This is a genomic window from Paenibacillus ehimensis NBRC 15659 (genome assembly GCF_004000785.1).
Classification (GTDB): Bacteria; Bacillota; Bacilli; order Paenibacillales; family NBRC-103111; genus Paenibacillus_G; species Paenibacillus_G ehimensis.
In genome coordinates, this window is record NZ_BILX01000003.1 from 49,798 (window position 1) to 65,487 (window position 15,690).

Annotated in this window: 4 protein-coding genes; all 4 read right to left on the reverse strand. The window is 55.5% G+C overall.

Going from position 1 to position 15,690, the window contains the following annotated elements:
- Positions 1-19: 19 nt before the first annotated feature.
- Genes PEH01S_RS02435 through fabD form a run of 4 tightly spaced genes read right to left on the reverse strand, consistent with a single transcriptional unit; the run spans position 20 to position 15,662 of the window.
- Positions 20-5,842 (reverse strand): type I polyketide synthase, encoded by a 5,823-nt coding sequence (locus PEH01S_RS02435; RefSeq protein ID WP_127483824.1) that lies wholly within the window; start codon positions 5,840-5,842, stop codon positions 20-22.
- Positions 5,843-5,899: 57 nt separating this feature from the next.
- A complete protein-coding gene (locus PEH01S_RS02440; RefSeq protein WP_127483825.1) occupies positions 5,900-11,077 on the reverse strand; it encodes an SDR family NAD(P)-dependent oxidoreductase in 5,178 nt (1,725 codons plus the stop codon).
- A gap of 39 nt (positions 11,078-11,116) precedes the next feature.
- A complete protein-coding gene (locus tag PEH01S_RS02445; protein ID WP_127483826.1) occupies positions 11,117-12,358 on the reverse strand; it encodes an FAD-dependent oxidoreductase in 1,242 nt (413 codons plus the stop codon).
- 37 nt (positions 12,359-12,395) lie between these two features.
- On the reverse strand, positions 12,396-15,662 hold the full coding sequence (gene fabD / locus PEH01S_RS02450; protein WP_127483827.1) for an ACP S-malonyltransferase: 3,267 nt from the start codon (positions 15,660-15,662) through the stop codon (positions 12,396-12,398).
- Positions 15,663-15,690 lie beyond the last annotated feature (28 nt).

Sequence of the window (15,690 nt, forward strand, 5' to 3'; positions counted from 1 at the left end):
GTTGGGTAAAATGTGTCGTTCAGCGAAACACGGTGACCGTCTTACTCTCATTCAGCGCCGGCAAGTCAGGCCGCTTTATGGTCTTCATCATCACAATTTGATCCAGCGGGCCTGCCAGCAGCTGCTCTAACGCCTGATTGGCTTCAGCAGGCTCGATCGAACCGATTCCTTTTTGCTCCATGCTATGACGAATTTGCGCGGACGCCACAGAGCCTACGCTGCCCCAATACCCCCAGTTCATGACTTTGACCGGGCAAGGCCATTCCAGCGACAGTCGGCGGGCGAAAGCGTCCGCATAGGTGCAGCCCGACACATAATTGCTTTGGCCGGGCAGCTTCAGGAATGAATTTAAGGAGGAGAAGAAAAGGACAAAATCCGGCTCTTCCTTTCTGAACACATGCGCCATATTCACGCTCACGTCCAGCTTCGCGGCAAGCGCAGCCCGGAATTCCTCTTCCTCCATATTGGCGACGCTGCGGTCGGACAGCACAAGCGCCGAATGTACGATGCCGTCGATACGTGAATACTGTCCTCTGATCCGCTCATAGGCCCGCTGCAGCTCGCTTAGGTCCGCCGCATTCGCTTGGATATATGCCGGCTGCGGACCTGCGGCGGCCAAACGGTCCAGCTTCGCCTGAATAACGGCATCTTTGTTTTTTCTCCCGATCCAGACGATGCGGGCTTGATAAGTACGGATCATATACTCGCTCCATACTTCGCCGATGCCGCCTGCGCCGCCGATGACAACATAAACGCCGCTGCGCCGGTAGACGGTATGCCGTAAAGGCGCATATTCCACGGGAACGAGCTCCTGGCGGTACCATTCCTCTTCACGGTACACATAAGCATTGCCCAGCGGATCGGGGGGCAGCGACAATATGTCCTGCACCTTGCATCCTTCCGCCGCTTCGAGATCGGCAACGCGAATATTCCAATTTGGATATTCCTTGGCCAGCGAACCCATGAACCCGTGCACGGCGGCCTGCCCGGGATTGGCGCGGTCATGCGGATAAACGGCCTCCGCTTGGAACGTAATTGCGGTCAAATCGAGCTCCCGGCTTCCGAAGCCAAGCTGGAGCAAGCTTTTCGTTAGTCTGAATACTTGGATCAACTCGCTCTCCTGACGGCGAACCGGACTATGCTCCGCTCCCGCTCTAACAGCGGGGACAGGGGTTGATGCCACCCAAACGATGTGCCGGATACGTCCCCCGAATGCTTCCAATATCCTTTTTATTTGTGCAGCCGAAGCGTTTTCGGGAATATACGCCGCGCTTGCATCCGGAACTGCGGCACGCAGCGTTTCAAGCAAGTCTTCTTTTCCGCCGATGAATAACGGTTTGGCGGTTGACACGGATAATAGATCTTGGCGATGTTGCGGGTGATCGACATGAAAAGCTTCCCACACCGGAGCCAGCACCAACACTCGCGCCGCCGGGGGATCGGACGAAGAAACGGCCGCTTCCGCGGCGGAATCGCGCACCTGTGCCAATGCCTGCTCCTGCGCATAACTTCCCCCCTCCGCTGAATACAGCCGGGTAGTGAATCCTTGCATGTGCACGCAAACGTTGCCGCTCTCGTCGCACAAATCGATGTCCAGCTTCATCACGCCATCGTCTGCCCCGCGGGGAACGCTGTATTGAACGCGCGCCCACATGGCGGGAACACAGCCGCCCGGCATTTCAAGCCGCTGCAAAGCAAACGGCAGCGGCGGCCGATTCGGAAGAAGCTGCCGCTGCATCAAATCCAAAGTCAAGCCAAGCGACGCCTGGAATGCCGAATCGATGAGAACCGGGTGCAACGTATACGCCTGCAGCGTATCCGATACGGAAGCGGGCAGCGTCAGCCTGGCCAGCACCTGATTGCGGCCCAAATAAAGGCGTTCAATGCCTCTGTGCCTCTCGCCATAGAACAGTCCCATCTTCGCAAAAGCTGCGTAACATTCCCCGGACGTCAGCATTCCCTTGTCGCATAACTGTTTGACAGCGGATATGTCGATGCGCCTGCTTTCCGGTTTTCCGGTCAACGTTGCCCGCCCCTGGCTGTACAGAACGGTTTCTTCCCCTTGCTCGGGAACGCCGTAAATCTCAAAGCCAATTTCCCGGTTTTGGTCAAGATGCAGGCCAATATGCACGGAAACAGGCTCTTGCTTCACCGTTACCGGGCGCGCCCACACAACATTCGTGAGTGCAACGCCGGCATTGGCGCCGTCCGGCGGCGCAGCCCGCGCCACAGCAGCTAGAGCCATTTCCAGTTGAGCAGCCCCAGGCAGGACGCGGACGTTGTTGACGCGATGATCGCTTAGGAAAAACTCCCGGCCGTTGAATTCGGAACTGAACCGCTGCTCCAGCAAATGCGACGTGTTGCGATGCAGCAGCGGGTGCAAAACCCCAACCGAGGGCGACACGGCTTGCCCTTCATCCGCGTCTTTTTTGTCCTGACGGGCAGGAAACCAATAACGTTCTTCGGCGAACGGATAAGCAGGCAAACTGATGCGGCTCGGCCTATCGCTGCCGTAACAGGCGTCCCAATCGATCTCGAACCCTTTGGCCCAAATCTTCAGCAGCTGCGCATATTTCTGGTCCCTGATCCAGCTTGCGACCATCTCCTGCATGGCCTCGTCTGCGGCGAGCTCGGCCACCGCTTCTTTGCGGCTCTGTACCTCCCCAAAGATCAGCTGTTCCTGCTCCGCTTGCCCGGCAATAAAACGGTTTAATTGTTGAACCAACTCTTCCAAGGAACACGCGATAAAAGCAAGCCGGGCTTCCATAGCCACTCGCCCCGTCTGCAGCGTATAGGCGATGTCGCCCAGCTGGCCGTCCGCGTAAATTCCCGCTGCGACAGCATGAAGCAGTTGGGAAGCTCTCGCCCGAAGGCGGTCCATATTTTGCGCCGACAGCACGATCATATGGGGTTTTCCCGGCGGCGATGCCGCCTTTGCAGGAAGCATTGCCCGATCCGGGATGTACTCTTGCACGATAACGTGCGCGTTGGCTCCTCCGGCCCCGAAGGAAGAAATACCGGCAATTCTCGGCGCCTCCCGTAAGACCCCGTCGCATTCGATGACAGGCCGTTTCCACTCCGATAGCTCTTGCTGCACGTAAAACGGCGTCTCGCCGAACTGAATATTCGGGTTAAGCGCTTCGGCGTGCAGGGAAGGCGCCAGTTGGCCGTGTTTCAGCTGCAGCAATATTTTGCTCAGGCCCGCGATCCCTGCCGCGCTTTCGCAGTGGCCGATGTTGGATTTGACCGAACCGATCGCACAAAACTGTTTGTCCAGCGTATTGTGTTCAAAAGCTCTCCGCAGTCCTTCAATTTCTATAGGGTCGCCTAATGCCGTTCCCGTGCCGTGCGCCTCCACATAGCTGATTGCCCGCGGATCTACCTCTGCCCGCCGAATGGCTTCCATCACGACTTGCGACTGTATGGCCGGATTCGGAACCGTGTACCCTTTCACCTTGCCTCCGGCGTTAATCGCGCTGCCTTTAAGGACACCGTAAATGTGATCGCCGTCCGCTTTCGCGAGCTGCAGCGGCTTTAATACGACGGCCCCTATGCCCTCGCCACCGACAAAGCCGTCCGCCCAATCGCCGAACGCCCGGCACTGATCGCCTCCCGACAGCATCGTCTTTTCCGACAATCGCACATAATGCACCGGGTCCACGATGAAATTCACTCCCCCGGCGATAGCGCAGTCGCTGGTGCCGCTGTACAGGCTCTCCAGCGCCAGATGGACCGCCGTAAGCGATGAGGAGCAAGCCGTATCGACCGCAAGGCTCGGGCCTGTAAAATTTAAACAGTAGGACACCCTGTTTGCCACAGACCAATAAGAAGCCCCCGTCGGATAATTGCCGTTCATGATGCCGACGAACACGCCGACTTTGCGCGAACGGCTCAAAGCCTCCGGGATATAGCCCGCATCTTCTATGCTCGAATAGACGATTTGCAAAAACTGCCGCTCCTGCGGGTCCATCTGCTCGGCTTCTTTAGGGGAAATGTGAAAAAACAAAGGATCGAAGGTATCGATCCCCCGGACGAATCCGCCCCACTTGCTGTAGGTCGAGCCTTTCCGGCCTTTTTCGGGATGATAGTGCTCCCTCCAGTTCCAGCGGGCTTCGGGAATTTCCGTGATGCAATGTTTGCCTCGTTTCAAATTTTCCCAAAATTCGCCCATATGATCGGCTTGGGGATATCGCCCCGCAAGACCGATGACCGCTATATCTTTGCTTCCGGAAGCGGATGCCGCCGGCCGGACCGTCACAGCGACCGGCCGCTTCATCATCGACGCATCAGAGCGCTGGTCGATATCGCCAGCATCCTGCGGTGGAGCAGCCTCTGCTTCCTCCGCTCCGACCATTGCGGCCAGCGCTTGCTGCCGAGTTTGCATAAAATAGTCCACCAAAGCGTCAATCGTCGAATATTCAAAGAAAATCGTACTGCTTACATGCTCATTCATCACTTTGTTTAAACGATCGGTTAGCTGAATAATTAAAATCGAGTCCATGCCGTACATCTCCAAGGCTTCGCCGGCATCCATGCTGTCCGCCTCGACCTCCAAAATTTCCCCGATCAGCTTTTTGAAATACGCCCTGCCTTTTTGCCTTAACTGTTTGTGCGACAGACGATTGGCGCTGTCGCCTTCCTCGCCGGCGGCGGCTTGGTTAGCTTGCTTGGCCAGGTCGGCCTGTTTAGCCTGGCTCGCTTGGTCGCTCGGTGCCGCAATCGCCGCTAGACCCGCTTCCCGAGCGGCGCCTCCCGGCGCAGCGTTTCGCATTTGCCGCACAATTCCGTCACTTACGGCGGCAATAACCTGCTGCCCCAAAAAATCGGCATCCGCCGCCGGATAAGCGACCGATTCAAACCCTTCCTGCTCCAGCACCACGTTCCACATCTCCGGGCTTAATGCCGGGCAGCCGGGCAGGCGCACCTCCTCATCCTCGTACAGCCACCAGCCTTTCAGCAAACCGAAGGTCACATGGTTGAACAAGGAGTTTTCGGTTATTTCGTTAATTAATAAAACGCCCTTGCATTTCAGGAGCGCCTTCGCATTGCGAAGCGTCTGTCTAATGTTGCGAGTCGCATGCAGCACGTTCGTCGCCACAACCAGATCGTATTGGCCTACAGCCAAATTCTGCTCCGCAATTGGTTCTTCAATGTTTAAAATGTGATAGGCAAGATACGGATACTGATCTTTATATTTTGTTTTTGCATAGCTTAGAAAGGATTTGGAAATGTCCGTGTAGCCATATTCCTGAATATGCGCGCCGTAAGGGCTGAACCGCGATAAAAGCATCTCGCTGGTGCCCCCGGTGCCCGCCCCGATCTCCAAAATGCGCAAGCCCTGCCTTCGGCCGCTGCCGATAACTTGCTGCACATGCTTCACCGCTTGTTCCGCGACGACTTCATTGAAGTGGTCTGCGATGAGATTTTGTTTGTAGACACCTTCCACCAATCGCATCGAGGCATTCGGGAACATGATGTCCGTTGCTGACCGGCGGCCTGTCAAAATGTCCGGCAAAGCTTTCAGCATCGTATCGGCCAGTAGCGCCTTCGCCTGCATGTTCTCATCCGCAAGCCATTGCTGCATGCGGCGATCCCATTCCTTCCACAACTCCCCGCTGTCCCCGGCGCCGATTGGAGGCTGCTCCTTCAGCACGAATGCGGTATGCTCCAGCCACCTGCGGTACAGATCGCTTATTTCCGGAACATTTTCCTTAACGCACCAATCTGCTGCTTCGGGCTTACATCCAATGGAATGCAGCTGCACACGAAGCAAACGGATGAGAAATTGATCGAGTTCCACCATCTGACGATGTTGTTGTGCCAGCCGCTCATCATTTCGCATGTTCTCACCCTCCCCATCTGCTCATTACCATCAATTCACCATTCACCGCGCCATGTGTCATGGATATACGGTAACCAATTCCCGCCGATGGATATGGTATGGATCGCGTTCGCCTTCCGTCTTGATAAGACCTAATTGATGCAAAGGCCCTCCAAGAAGCAATTCCAACGCCAACATCGCTTCCGGCTGCTCTACGGACCCGATTCCCATCTTCGCCATCCGCTTCCGGTAATCGCCGGAAGCCACGGCTCCAACGCTTCCCCAGTATCCCCAGTTGATCACTTTAACCGCATAGGGGCGTTCATGTGCAAGCCATTGCGCAAAAGCGTCCTTGAACGCGCATCCGGCAGCATAATTGCTTTGGCCCGGGGGCGTAGCGAAGGAGTTCATGGAGGAGAAGAACAATACGAAATCAAGGTCGTCATGCCGAAAGACGAGATCGATGCTGACGCAAACATCCGCTTTGGCAACCAATCCGGCCCGGAATCGGCTTTCGTCCATTTTCATTATGCTGCTGTCCAGCAGAGCGATCGCCGCATGGATGACACCATGGATTCGCGTACAGCGCTCTTTAATGGTTTGATACGCGCGGTGCAAGTCTTCGGGATTGGCCGCATCCGCGCATATATACTGTGGCGCAGGGCCATGCCGCGCAAGCCTTTGCAAGCTTGCTTCGATATCCGTATCCTTCTCCCTTCGGCCGATCCAAAAGATGCGGGCCTGATACGTGCGGATCATGTATTCGCTCCATGCAGTCCCCAGCCCGCCCGCGCCTCCGATGACAACATATGCGCCGCCGCGCCGGTATGCCGAACCGCTTGGCGCCGGGCATGCGACCGGCACCAGCACCCGCTTATGCCATTGCTTGCCGCGATAAACGAATGCGCCTCCCGCCGGGTCCGCCTGAAGCGCGAACAATTCCTCCCACGGACGATCGGCCCCGGCCTCCAGATCGGCAAGCCGAATGCCCCAGCCGGGATATTCCTTGGCGAGCGATCCGACAAGGCCATGAACGCCAGCATGAACAGGATCGACGCGATCGGCCTTATGGACGGGCTGTGTCTGGAACGTGAGCACAGTCCATTGCAGCGGCTTGCTTCCGTATCCGATCCGGAGCAAGCTCTTCACCAGTCTAAACAGTTGAATCACTCCCCGCTGCTGCCCCATGATCATCGCTTCGCCCGAGATACGTGCTTCCGTATCCCCAGGGGAAGCGGGCGCAATCCAGAGGAGATGATCGACGGGTCCGCAAGCCTCCAGCTTATGAGCCAGTTCGTCCTCCGTGTAATCTGCCGCTCCGTCCATGGCCAGCGCACCTGGATAACGCTTTTGAATTGCATTCCAATCGTGCGTATTCCCGCCAATAATGATCATACGATCATTTATGGGGGCCGGTGCGACATCGGCTGTAAGCCGGAAGGAGTCCCATACCGGTGTCAAGAGCACAGTGTCTTCGGGCAGCTCTGGCGGCGCATTGTCGGCAAATGGCCGCTGCGGCAATTCTCCTTCAAGGTTTCTGGAGGTGTACCGGTTGATCCGCACGCAGCATGCGCCGGATTCGTCGCACATGTCAATATCGAGATACTCCACCTTGTCGCCTCTGGAGCTGCCGCTGCTGAACCGAATATACGCCCACATCCGCGGCGTGCACGGACGTATCAGCTCTAACGTATCCAGCGCAAATGGAAGCGGCGGCTTCGCTGCTGCGTCGCCCGATTGCCGATCTCCATCCGCAAAGAGGATGGCCGCCTGAAGCGCTGCATCCAGCAGACTCGGATGAAGCCGATATTGTTCTCCTGTTTCCCAAATACAAGACGGCAGCGCGAGCTTGGCAAGTGCTTGCTCCCGCCCCAAGTACATTTCTTGTATCCCTTGATGACTCGGCCCATATTCAAGGCCCAGCTTTCGCAATCGTTCATAGCAAGCTGCAGCGCTCAATAATCGGCCGCCGCCTTGTGTCTGCACAGCACTAAGATTCAGATTGGCCCCGGCGAGGCCTGTCTGTATGGACGCCCTGCCGCATCCGCATACAACAGTCCGGTTGTCCACCGGCTCCTCGTAATAAATTTCATACCGGATGTCGCCGTTATTGTCCGGGTATAGAGCGGTATGAACCGTGACCGCCTCTTGGCCTACGCGAATCGGGTTCATCCAAACGACGTTTCTTAGCGTAAATCCTTCCTGACTTTGCGCAAGCAGCCCTCCGGCTTGCCGCACCGCCGCTCCGGCCATTTCCAAATAAGCGGCGCCGGGAAGCACCATGCTGCCTTTCACTTGATGATCGGCGAGAAAAAACTCCCGCCCGCTGAAGACCGAGCTGAACTGCAGTGTATGAGCGCCGGAACGATTTCGGTGCAGCAGAGGATGGAGCATGACGTCGCCCTCCGCCCCTGCCCCCTGCACGGACCGATGGTTGGACAAGCGAAACGTTTTCCGCTGAAAAGCATAAAGCGGCAAGCTGATTTTGGCATACTTTTTGTCGCTGTTCAGCTTGGTCAAGCCCATGTCCGAATCGCAGAGCCAAAGCTTGAGCGCGTTCTCCATGAAAGGCCGGTCCAGCTTCAGGCAAGTGATTGGCGCCCCAGCTTCCATCTGCGCCGCTGCAGCCGACAAGATTTGATCCGTATCGTCATCCGCATGAATAAAGGATTCCAGCCATTGTCCGTTATTATGGGCAACGCCGGCAAGCCTGCTATGTTCTTTAATAACCGAATAGGGGCGGCCCGGTTTTATTTTGCTCCAGTTGCGGTTCATGACAGCCGCCGCTTCCCGAAAATCTTGACGGCCGTCCGCAGCGAGCCGCACCGCCATTTGTTTCGTGATCACATCGTCCGCCAGCAAATCGAGCAGTTCGTAAAACGGCGGATGATCAAATTGCCGCTGCTCCTGCAGGTCCCATTTCCGGTTCAATTTTTGGATGGAACTTGCAATCATCAGCATCAACAGCCGCTTCGCCTCCGCCGGATTGGAAAGTTCAGCCGCTTCGGTAACTCCGGCAGCCCCTTCGTCCAGCCACCTTTTGCTATTTGCCCCTGTGACGGATTGAATCGCCGTATGCCACTCATCCATCAACGTTTTAAACGTGTATTGATTCGCGTACAGCTGTTTTGCCTTGTCCATCAATTGCGCATGCACGCCGTCGTACCGGTTATCGGCAATATGCCTCAGCGCGCAAACGATTTTCTCCACATACGCTTCATCAAAAGCATAAGGCATCAGCATCTGTCCGCCGGATCTATACAGCGGGATGGACGGCCTTCCCGGTTGGAGGTCGTCGCGCTTCTTATGACCGGTGAGGACGGCAACGATGTCGTCCAGGGAGAGCATGCCGCTGACCGCCAGGCTGACCCATGCTCCCGACTTCGATCCCGCCGCGCAGGCCGGAGACCATCCGAGCTCCATCAGAGCCGATGCATGGATATAACCGGCTGCGAACAAATAGAGTTCCCGATATTCGCCGCTCCACGTATTGTCATAAAACCCGCGCGCGATGCCGCTCTCTATTCCCAGCTTCCTAAGGACGGCGATGAATTGTTCCTCTTTTCTCTTCAGCAGAACACTTTCCGCCCCGTTCCAGCCGATATCTCTGTAGCCCTGCCACTTCGGATCGTCAACGTGCAAGCACCAGAGCCGTTCCGCTGCGCGCGAGATGCCGGCGTTTTGTTCCAGCAGCGCGCATATATCCTGCTTGCTCTCTACCAACCCGCCAACCCGGTATTGGAACGACTCGCGTCCCATAAGCACCGACATGCATAGATCGTCCAGTTCGACCTCATTCATGAACTCCGCGCTTGCCGTCCACTGCTTCCAATCGGCGATGATCCGCTTCAGACTTTCCTCGCTTTTGGCCGATAAAACGAACAGCCTGCCACCGGCCGAAGCGTCGGCTTTGCCGCTCTTGCTCTTCCTTTTTTTGGCTGCATTCGGCGCTTCCTTGTATTGCTCGAGCAGGACATGCGCATTGACTCCGCCGAAACCGAATGAACTGACCCCCGCTCTCAGGGGCTGTCCCTCTTCCCTGCTCCGCCATTCGCTTGACTCGGTTGCGATCTCAAAAGGAGTTGCCGCGAAATCGATGATCGGATTCGGCACCTTGACGTTAAGGGATGCAGGGATGGTCCGATGCTTCATCATCATGAGAACTTTTATGATTCCGGCCATCCCCGCCGCACTTTCCAAGTGGCCGATATTCGTTTTGACCGAGCCGATTTTGCAAAATCCGCAGTCTCCCGTATCCTGGCGAAATGCCTGGGTTAAAGCTTCTACCTCGATCGGATCGCCGAGCGAAGTTCCCGTCCCGTGCGCTTCGACATACGTCACCGTCTCGGGCCGAATGCCCGCCGACTTGTATGCACTTAGAATGACATCGCGCTGCGCTTGGACTTTCGGCGCTGTTATCGACGGGCTTTTGCCGACGTGATTGACGGCGGAACCTTTGACAATACCATAGATGCGGTTGCCTTCCTCCACGGCTTGATCGAGCCGCTGCAGCAGCAGCACGCCTACCCCGTCTCCCGGAACGTAACCGTTGGCATCTTTATCGAACGTCTTGCACTGCCCATCCGGACTCAGCATCCTCGACTTGGAGAAAGAAACATATTTCAACGGATGGAGATTCAAGTTCACCGCTGAAGCGAAAGCGTAATCGCATTCTCCCTGCAGCAAAGCGCGCCGGGCTTCATGAACGGCGACCAGCGACGAGGCGCAGGCCGCGTTGATGGGCATGCTCGTTCCCCGCAAGTGGAATGCATACGAGATCCGATTGGCGAGCAGACTCTCGTAGGTGCCCAGGCAGGCGTAGCTGTCTGCTGCGGACGCACCGCAACCGCTCAGCTTCTGAAGATAATCGGGCGACATGATTCCCGCGTACACGGAAGTCACCCGTTCCTGAAGCAACCGAAGGGGGATGCCCGAATCTTCGATGCAGCGCCACGTCTCCTCCAACAGCAATCTGTGCTGCGGGTCCATACTGACGGCTTCGCGGGGCGATAAATGAAAAAAACGATGATCAAAGTCATACACGTTATCAAGCGAACCGCACCACTTGCTGTTGCTTTTACCGGCTTCATCGACATCCGGGGAATAGTAATCCTGTACATTCCATCGGTCCGGGGGAATTTCCCGGATCGAATTCATCCCGGATACAAGATTTGTCCAAAACTGACGATATCCATCGGCATCGGGAAACCGGCAAGACACTCCTACAACCGCGATATCCACACGATTCAAAGTCATTCTCCTCTCCTTTCCGTAACTTGGACTTCGTCGTAAGCGTTACGGTTTCATCAGCCCGGCGAAGCGGAGCAAATGAGAAAACGAGGGCGGTTTATCGCTGTACCCGGATGTCGTGAGCATTTGCTCTTTCAGCAAATTCGGACAGTTTCCCATTCGACGGAAGGCAGCGTTGCGCATTTTGACGAAAGCTGCGTTTTTCACGAACCAGCAAAACGTGTGGGCGGTGCTGTTCTGCTGAATTAACCGGACGTATTTGCGCCTCTTCTTTTCATACGAACGCAGCGTATTTTCGGAATAATCGCCGGTGCTCAGCGCCGCTTCCAGCGTGCCCGCCAGCTCCATCGCCCCTTGGATCGCCAAATTCATCCCTTGCCCGAGCGCCGGACTTAAAGCATGACAGGCGTCTCCCAGCAGAACGGCTCCGTCTACCGCCCATTTTGGAGTATGCAAATAAAAAGCCGGTACGGACTGCACCTGCTTAAAGTCGGCGATTTGGGCCACCTCATCTTTCAGCCTGGGGTATAGGGAATGCAGCAGTGCTTGCAAAGCTTCGATGCCTTCGTCTTTGATTTTCTGCCATAAGTCTTTGCGGAGCGCCAAATATACCCGAACCCGGTTATCAGGCAGCGGAAATGCGCCGCAGCTGACGCCCTGTCCAAAATAAAAGCTGGCTTCGGCCTCCGGAGGTATTGCCGTATGAAGCGTAAAAACGAACATTTTGGCCTTCTTCTCTTCATAAGGATAAAGATTGTATTTCAGGGCCAACTGCTCCCTGATCTTCGATTTGATTCCGTCCGAGCCGACCAGCACTTTGCAGGTGATCCTCACGGTCCCCTCGTCCGAACCAGCCATAACTCCCGCCACCCTGCCATTCGCATAGACAAGCTTCTCGGCGTTAACGCCGGGATAAAAACGGACGTTCGGAAGAGCGGTTGCCGCATTGATAACGCCTTCGTGTATTTTTCGGTGCTCCCCGTTCAGTGCATATTTGACCGGCATATCCAGGTCGGCGTAGTTTCCGGTAAAGCACTTAACGCCGCCTATCGTACCGTAGTTGACCTTTGTCACCGTAGCGCAGTGCCGGCTAATGTCGGGCAGCACTCCCAGCCTGTTCAAAATATCGATGGTAACCGGTTGGAGAAAGTCTCCTTTCGGTATGTTTTGGAATCGCTTTAAACGATCAATCAGCGTAACGTTATAGCCTTTCCTGCCCATGGCAAGCGCCAATGTCGCCCCTGAAATACCTGCGCCGACAATCAATACGTCCGTGTCGATCTGCATACTCTCACTCCTCGCGTACGTGATATTCGATTCATGCTTATCCGGTGCGGAACAAACGTCTGTTCAGAAGCTGCGCCGTCTCCTTCATCAAGGTTTCACCGATGACATCGACATGCCTTTGCTGCCAACGTTCCATCGGAGTCCCAAGCACCCATTGATTAAACGCTCCCAAAGCCGGCCCGCAGTAAACCTGGTAATCGACCTTCGCATCCGCGTCTCCTTGCAGCGCCAGCTTCGTTGCATGGGAAAAATACCATTTGAACAACAACGCCATTTTCGCTTTCGGGCTTCGCTCGGCTTGCTCAATTTCCCCCGCGCTATGCGTCTGCTTGACTTCCGCATAGATGTCTTCAAAGCTCTTTTTGAAATATTGGTCCTGAAGCCGCGATTTCGTCTTCTCGTCGATCTCGTCAATACTGTCGTGCTGACGGTATAACTCATACAATTTATTGGCTCTGGCCGGAAAATAAACGCCTTTTTTGAGCACCTGCACTTTCGCTCCGAGCTCAAACATCTCTCCGGCAGGCGCATATGCCGTATCCTGCACATTGATCTGCTGAAGCAAATCTTTGACCGCTGCGCTCGTGCCGGCCTCCACGGTACACTGATTGATGGAGCCGGTCAGAATGAAATCGGCACCCATGACAAAAACAGCCGCAGAGGCCTCGGGGGTTCCGATCCCTCCCGCCGCTCCGACTCTGATTTTTCGGGCATACCGGTGCTTGGCCATCATCGTTTGGCGAAGTGCAAGCATGGCCGGCAGCAGCGCCATCGCCGCCGCACCGTCCGTATATCCCGCGGAATCGGCTTCAGCGCAAATATCGTCCGCCATCGGCACTCTTCTTGCCCATTCCGCCTGGTCCTCCGTAATTTTCCGCTCGCGGAGCAGCTTGTCCAAAATAGGATCGGGGGCGGGACTCATAAACAATGCCGCGATTTCCGGCCGGGAGCATTTGGCGATGATTTTATGCGACGATGCGATGCTTCCGTCGCGATTGCGGGACAAGCCCATTGTCCGGTATCTTACGAGCGCCGGCGTCATGGTCAAGAAACCTTTGGCCTCCACCCGGGTAACCTGTCGTCTCAAGAGCAGATCCACAATAGCGTCTTCCATTTCCGGCTGGCTCTGATTATGCACCACGTTCAGACCGTAAGGCTGGTTGTCCGCAAGCTCCCGCTGTATGGATAACAGTTCGGCTTCGATGTCGGCGATTTGCATTCCTCCGGTGCCCAGAAACCCCATCATTCCCGCTTTTGCAAGACATACGACCATTTCCTTCGAGGAGATGCCGCCGTGCATCCCGCCTGCGATATAAGCCAGCCTCAGCCCGTAGTCTTCTTTGAATTCGGCGCAGCCCAAATTATCCGCGGTAAAAAGCTGCGGATGTCCGGCCGCATGTTCCTCGCCGTTCGGCGGCGCCTGAACTTCTTCCTGTTCGTGTTCCTCCACGACAAGAGGGGCCGCGTCTCTTTGAATGGCTTGCACCAATTTGGCGACAGCAGAACCGGGGCCAATTTGAACAATATCCGAGACCCCTCTGCCCATCATATAGCGGATGCTGTCCGTCCACTGCACGGGAGATGTGATCTGCTCCACCATATTTTCAATAATCGTTGCGGCGGTATAAGGTCTGGCCCGCACATTGGAAATCACCGGAATATGCGGTGCGGCAAATGCAAAGCGCCGCACATAATCGGCAAACTGCCGCTTAGCCGATTCCATGTAGCGGGAATGAAATGCGCCGCTTACATTCAAAACTACATAATTGACGGCTCCGGCTGATTCGAAAACGGATTGCGCTGCGACGATATCGTCTTTGGGTCCGGAAAGTACGATTTGCGAAGGACTGTTGATATTGGCGATATCGATCGTTTCCAGCCGATGGTCCCGCAATACTTGCAGCACCTTGTCATAGGCAAGACCCAACACAGCCGCCATGCCGCCGCCGGCAGCCTTGCTCATTAATTCCCCCCTGAATTTGACCAGCTGCAGCCCGGTTGCGAAGTCGAACACCCCCGCAGCGAGCAACGCGTTGAACTCACCCAGACTGTGACCGGCCGTATAATCCGGAGATATGCCGGTTTCCTGCAAAGTCTGATAATAGGTCAAAGCATTCACGACGTACAAAGCAGGTTGTGTATATTCCGTACGGTTCAGCCGTCCTTCGACATCCCGCAAACATAAATTCGCTATAGAGTAGCCCAGCACTTCATCTGAGACTGCAACGAGCTCCGGAAATTGCCCGAAAAGTTGTTGACCCATCCCCTTAAACTGCGATCCTTGACCTGGAAATACGTACGCTTTCATAACTCGCCTTCCTCCTTGGACAACGGGTTCAATTGTTCGAAATTTTGCGCACAGGTTCCGCATACCTTCTTCTTCTTTCATAAAAGGGGCCAATAAGATAACGGTTTCCGATAATGAATCGGGTTTGAAATTCCGTCTGACGAATCCGGCCAGCGTGCCGCCCGGTCCCACATCCGCATAGGTGTGCGGACCTAGCGCTTCAAGCTTTTCCGCCGCTTCGCGGAAACGTATAGGCTTTCTCGCAACCTGCCAAAAATGGTCCGGCTCTATTTCACTGGCAAAGCCGCCGAGCATGCAAGACATGTAGGGAATTCGCGGCTTTTGAAAGATAAACCGGCGCAAATAATCGACGTAGGAGCGCTCCGCCCGATCAATGAGGCCGGAGTGGAAAGCGAACGATACCGGAAGCATCTGACTGACCACCGACCTGCTTGCCAACCAGCTCCCGATGTGCGAGAGCGCTTCATGCGGCCCGGAAATAACAAAATGCCCGTCATAATTGACGGACACCAGCGTACAATTTTCAATTCCGGGGATTTGTTCGTATAATGAATGATGAGCGAGCACGGCAAGCATAGAACCCGGGCTGCAATACCGCTCAAAGCATTTAGCCTGCTCAATGACGCATCTAAGCGCATCTTCCGCGGATAAAATGCCCGATACCGCAGCGGCGGCGAATTCGCCGAGACTGCTGCCAAGCACGTAATCGGGCCGCACCCCCTCAGCTATTAATGCTTGAGCCAATGCGAACTCTACCATAAAAATAGCAGGATGAGAGATCAGCGTCCTCGTGAAGGACGTACCGGGGGAACCATTCTTATAAAGATGCTGCACGATGGATTCTCCGCTCAGCTCAATTGCCAGCTTGTCCAGCTCGGACATCGTGCTGTTAAAGCGAACGTTGCCGACGAACAGCTGCCTGCCCATTTGGTAGTAATGAGACCCTTGGCCCGAAAACATGAACACAACCGAATTTTCCAGCGCAGATCCCTCCATATATCGGCATAGCTTCGCCCTATCATCT

Excerpts from the sequence above, each read along its gene's own strand:
- PEH01S_RS02435 (WP_127483824.1), bottom strand. The coding sequence starts at position 5,842 with ATGCGAAATGATGAGCGGCTGGCACAACAACATCGTCAGATGGTGGAA.
- PEH01S_RS02440 (WP_127483825.1), bottom strand. The coding sequence starts at position 11,077 with ATGACTTTGAATCGTGTGGATATCGCGGTTGTAGGAGTGTCTTGCCGG.
- PEH01S_RS02445 (WP_127483826.1), bottom strand. The coding sequence starts at position 12,358 with ATGCAGATCGACACGGACGTATTGATTGTCGGCGCAGGTATTTCAGGG.
- fabD (WP_127483827.1), bottom strand. The coding sequence starts at position 15,662 with ATGGAGGGATCTGCGCTGGAAAATTCGGTTGTGTTCATGTTTTCGGGC.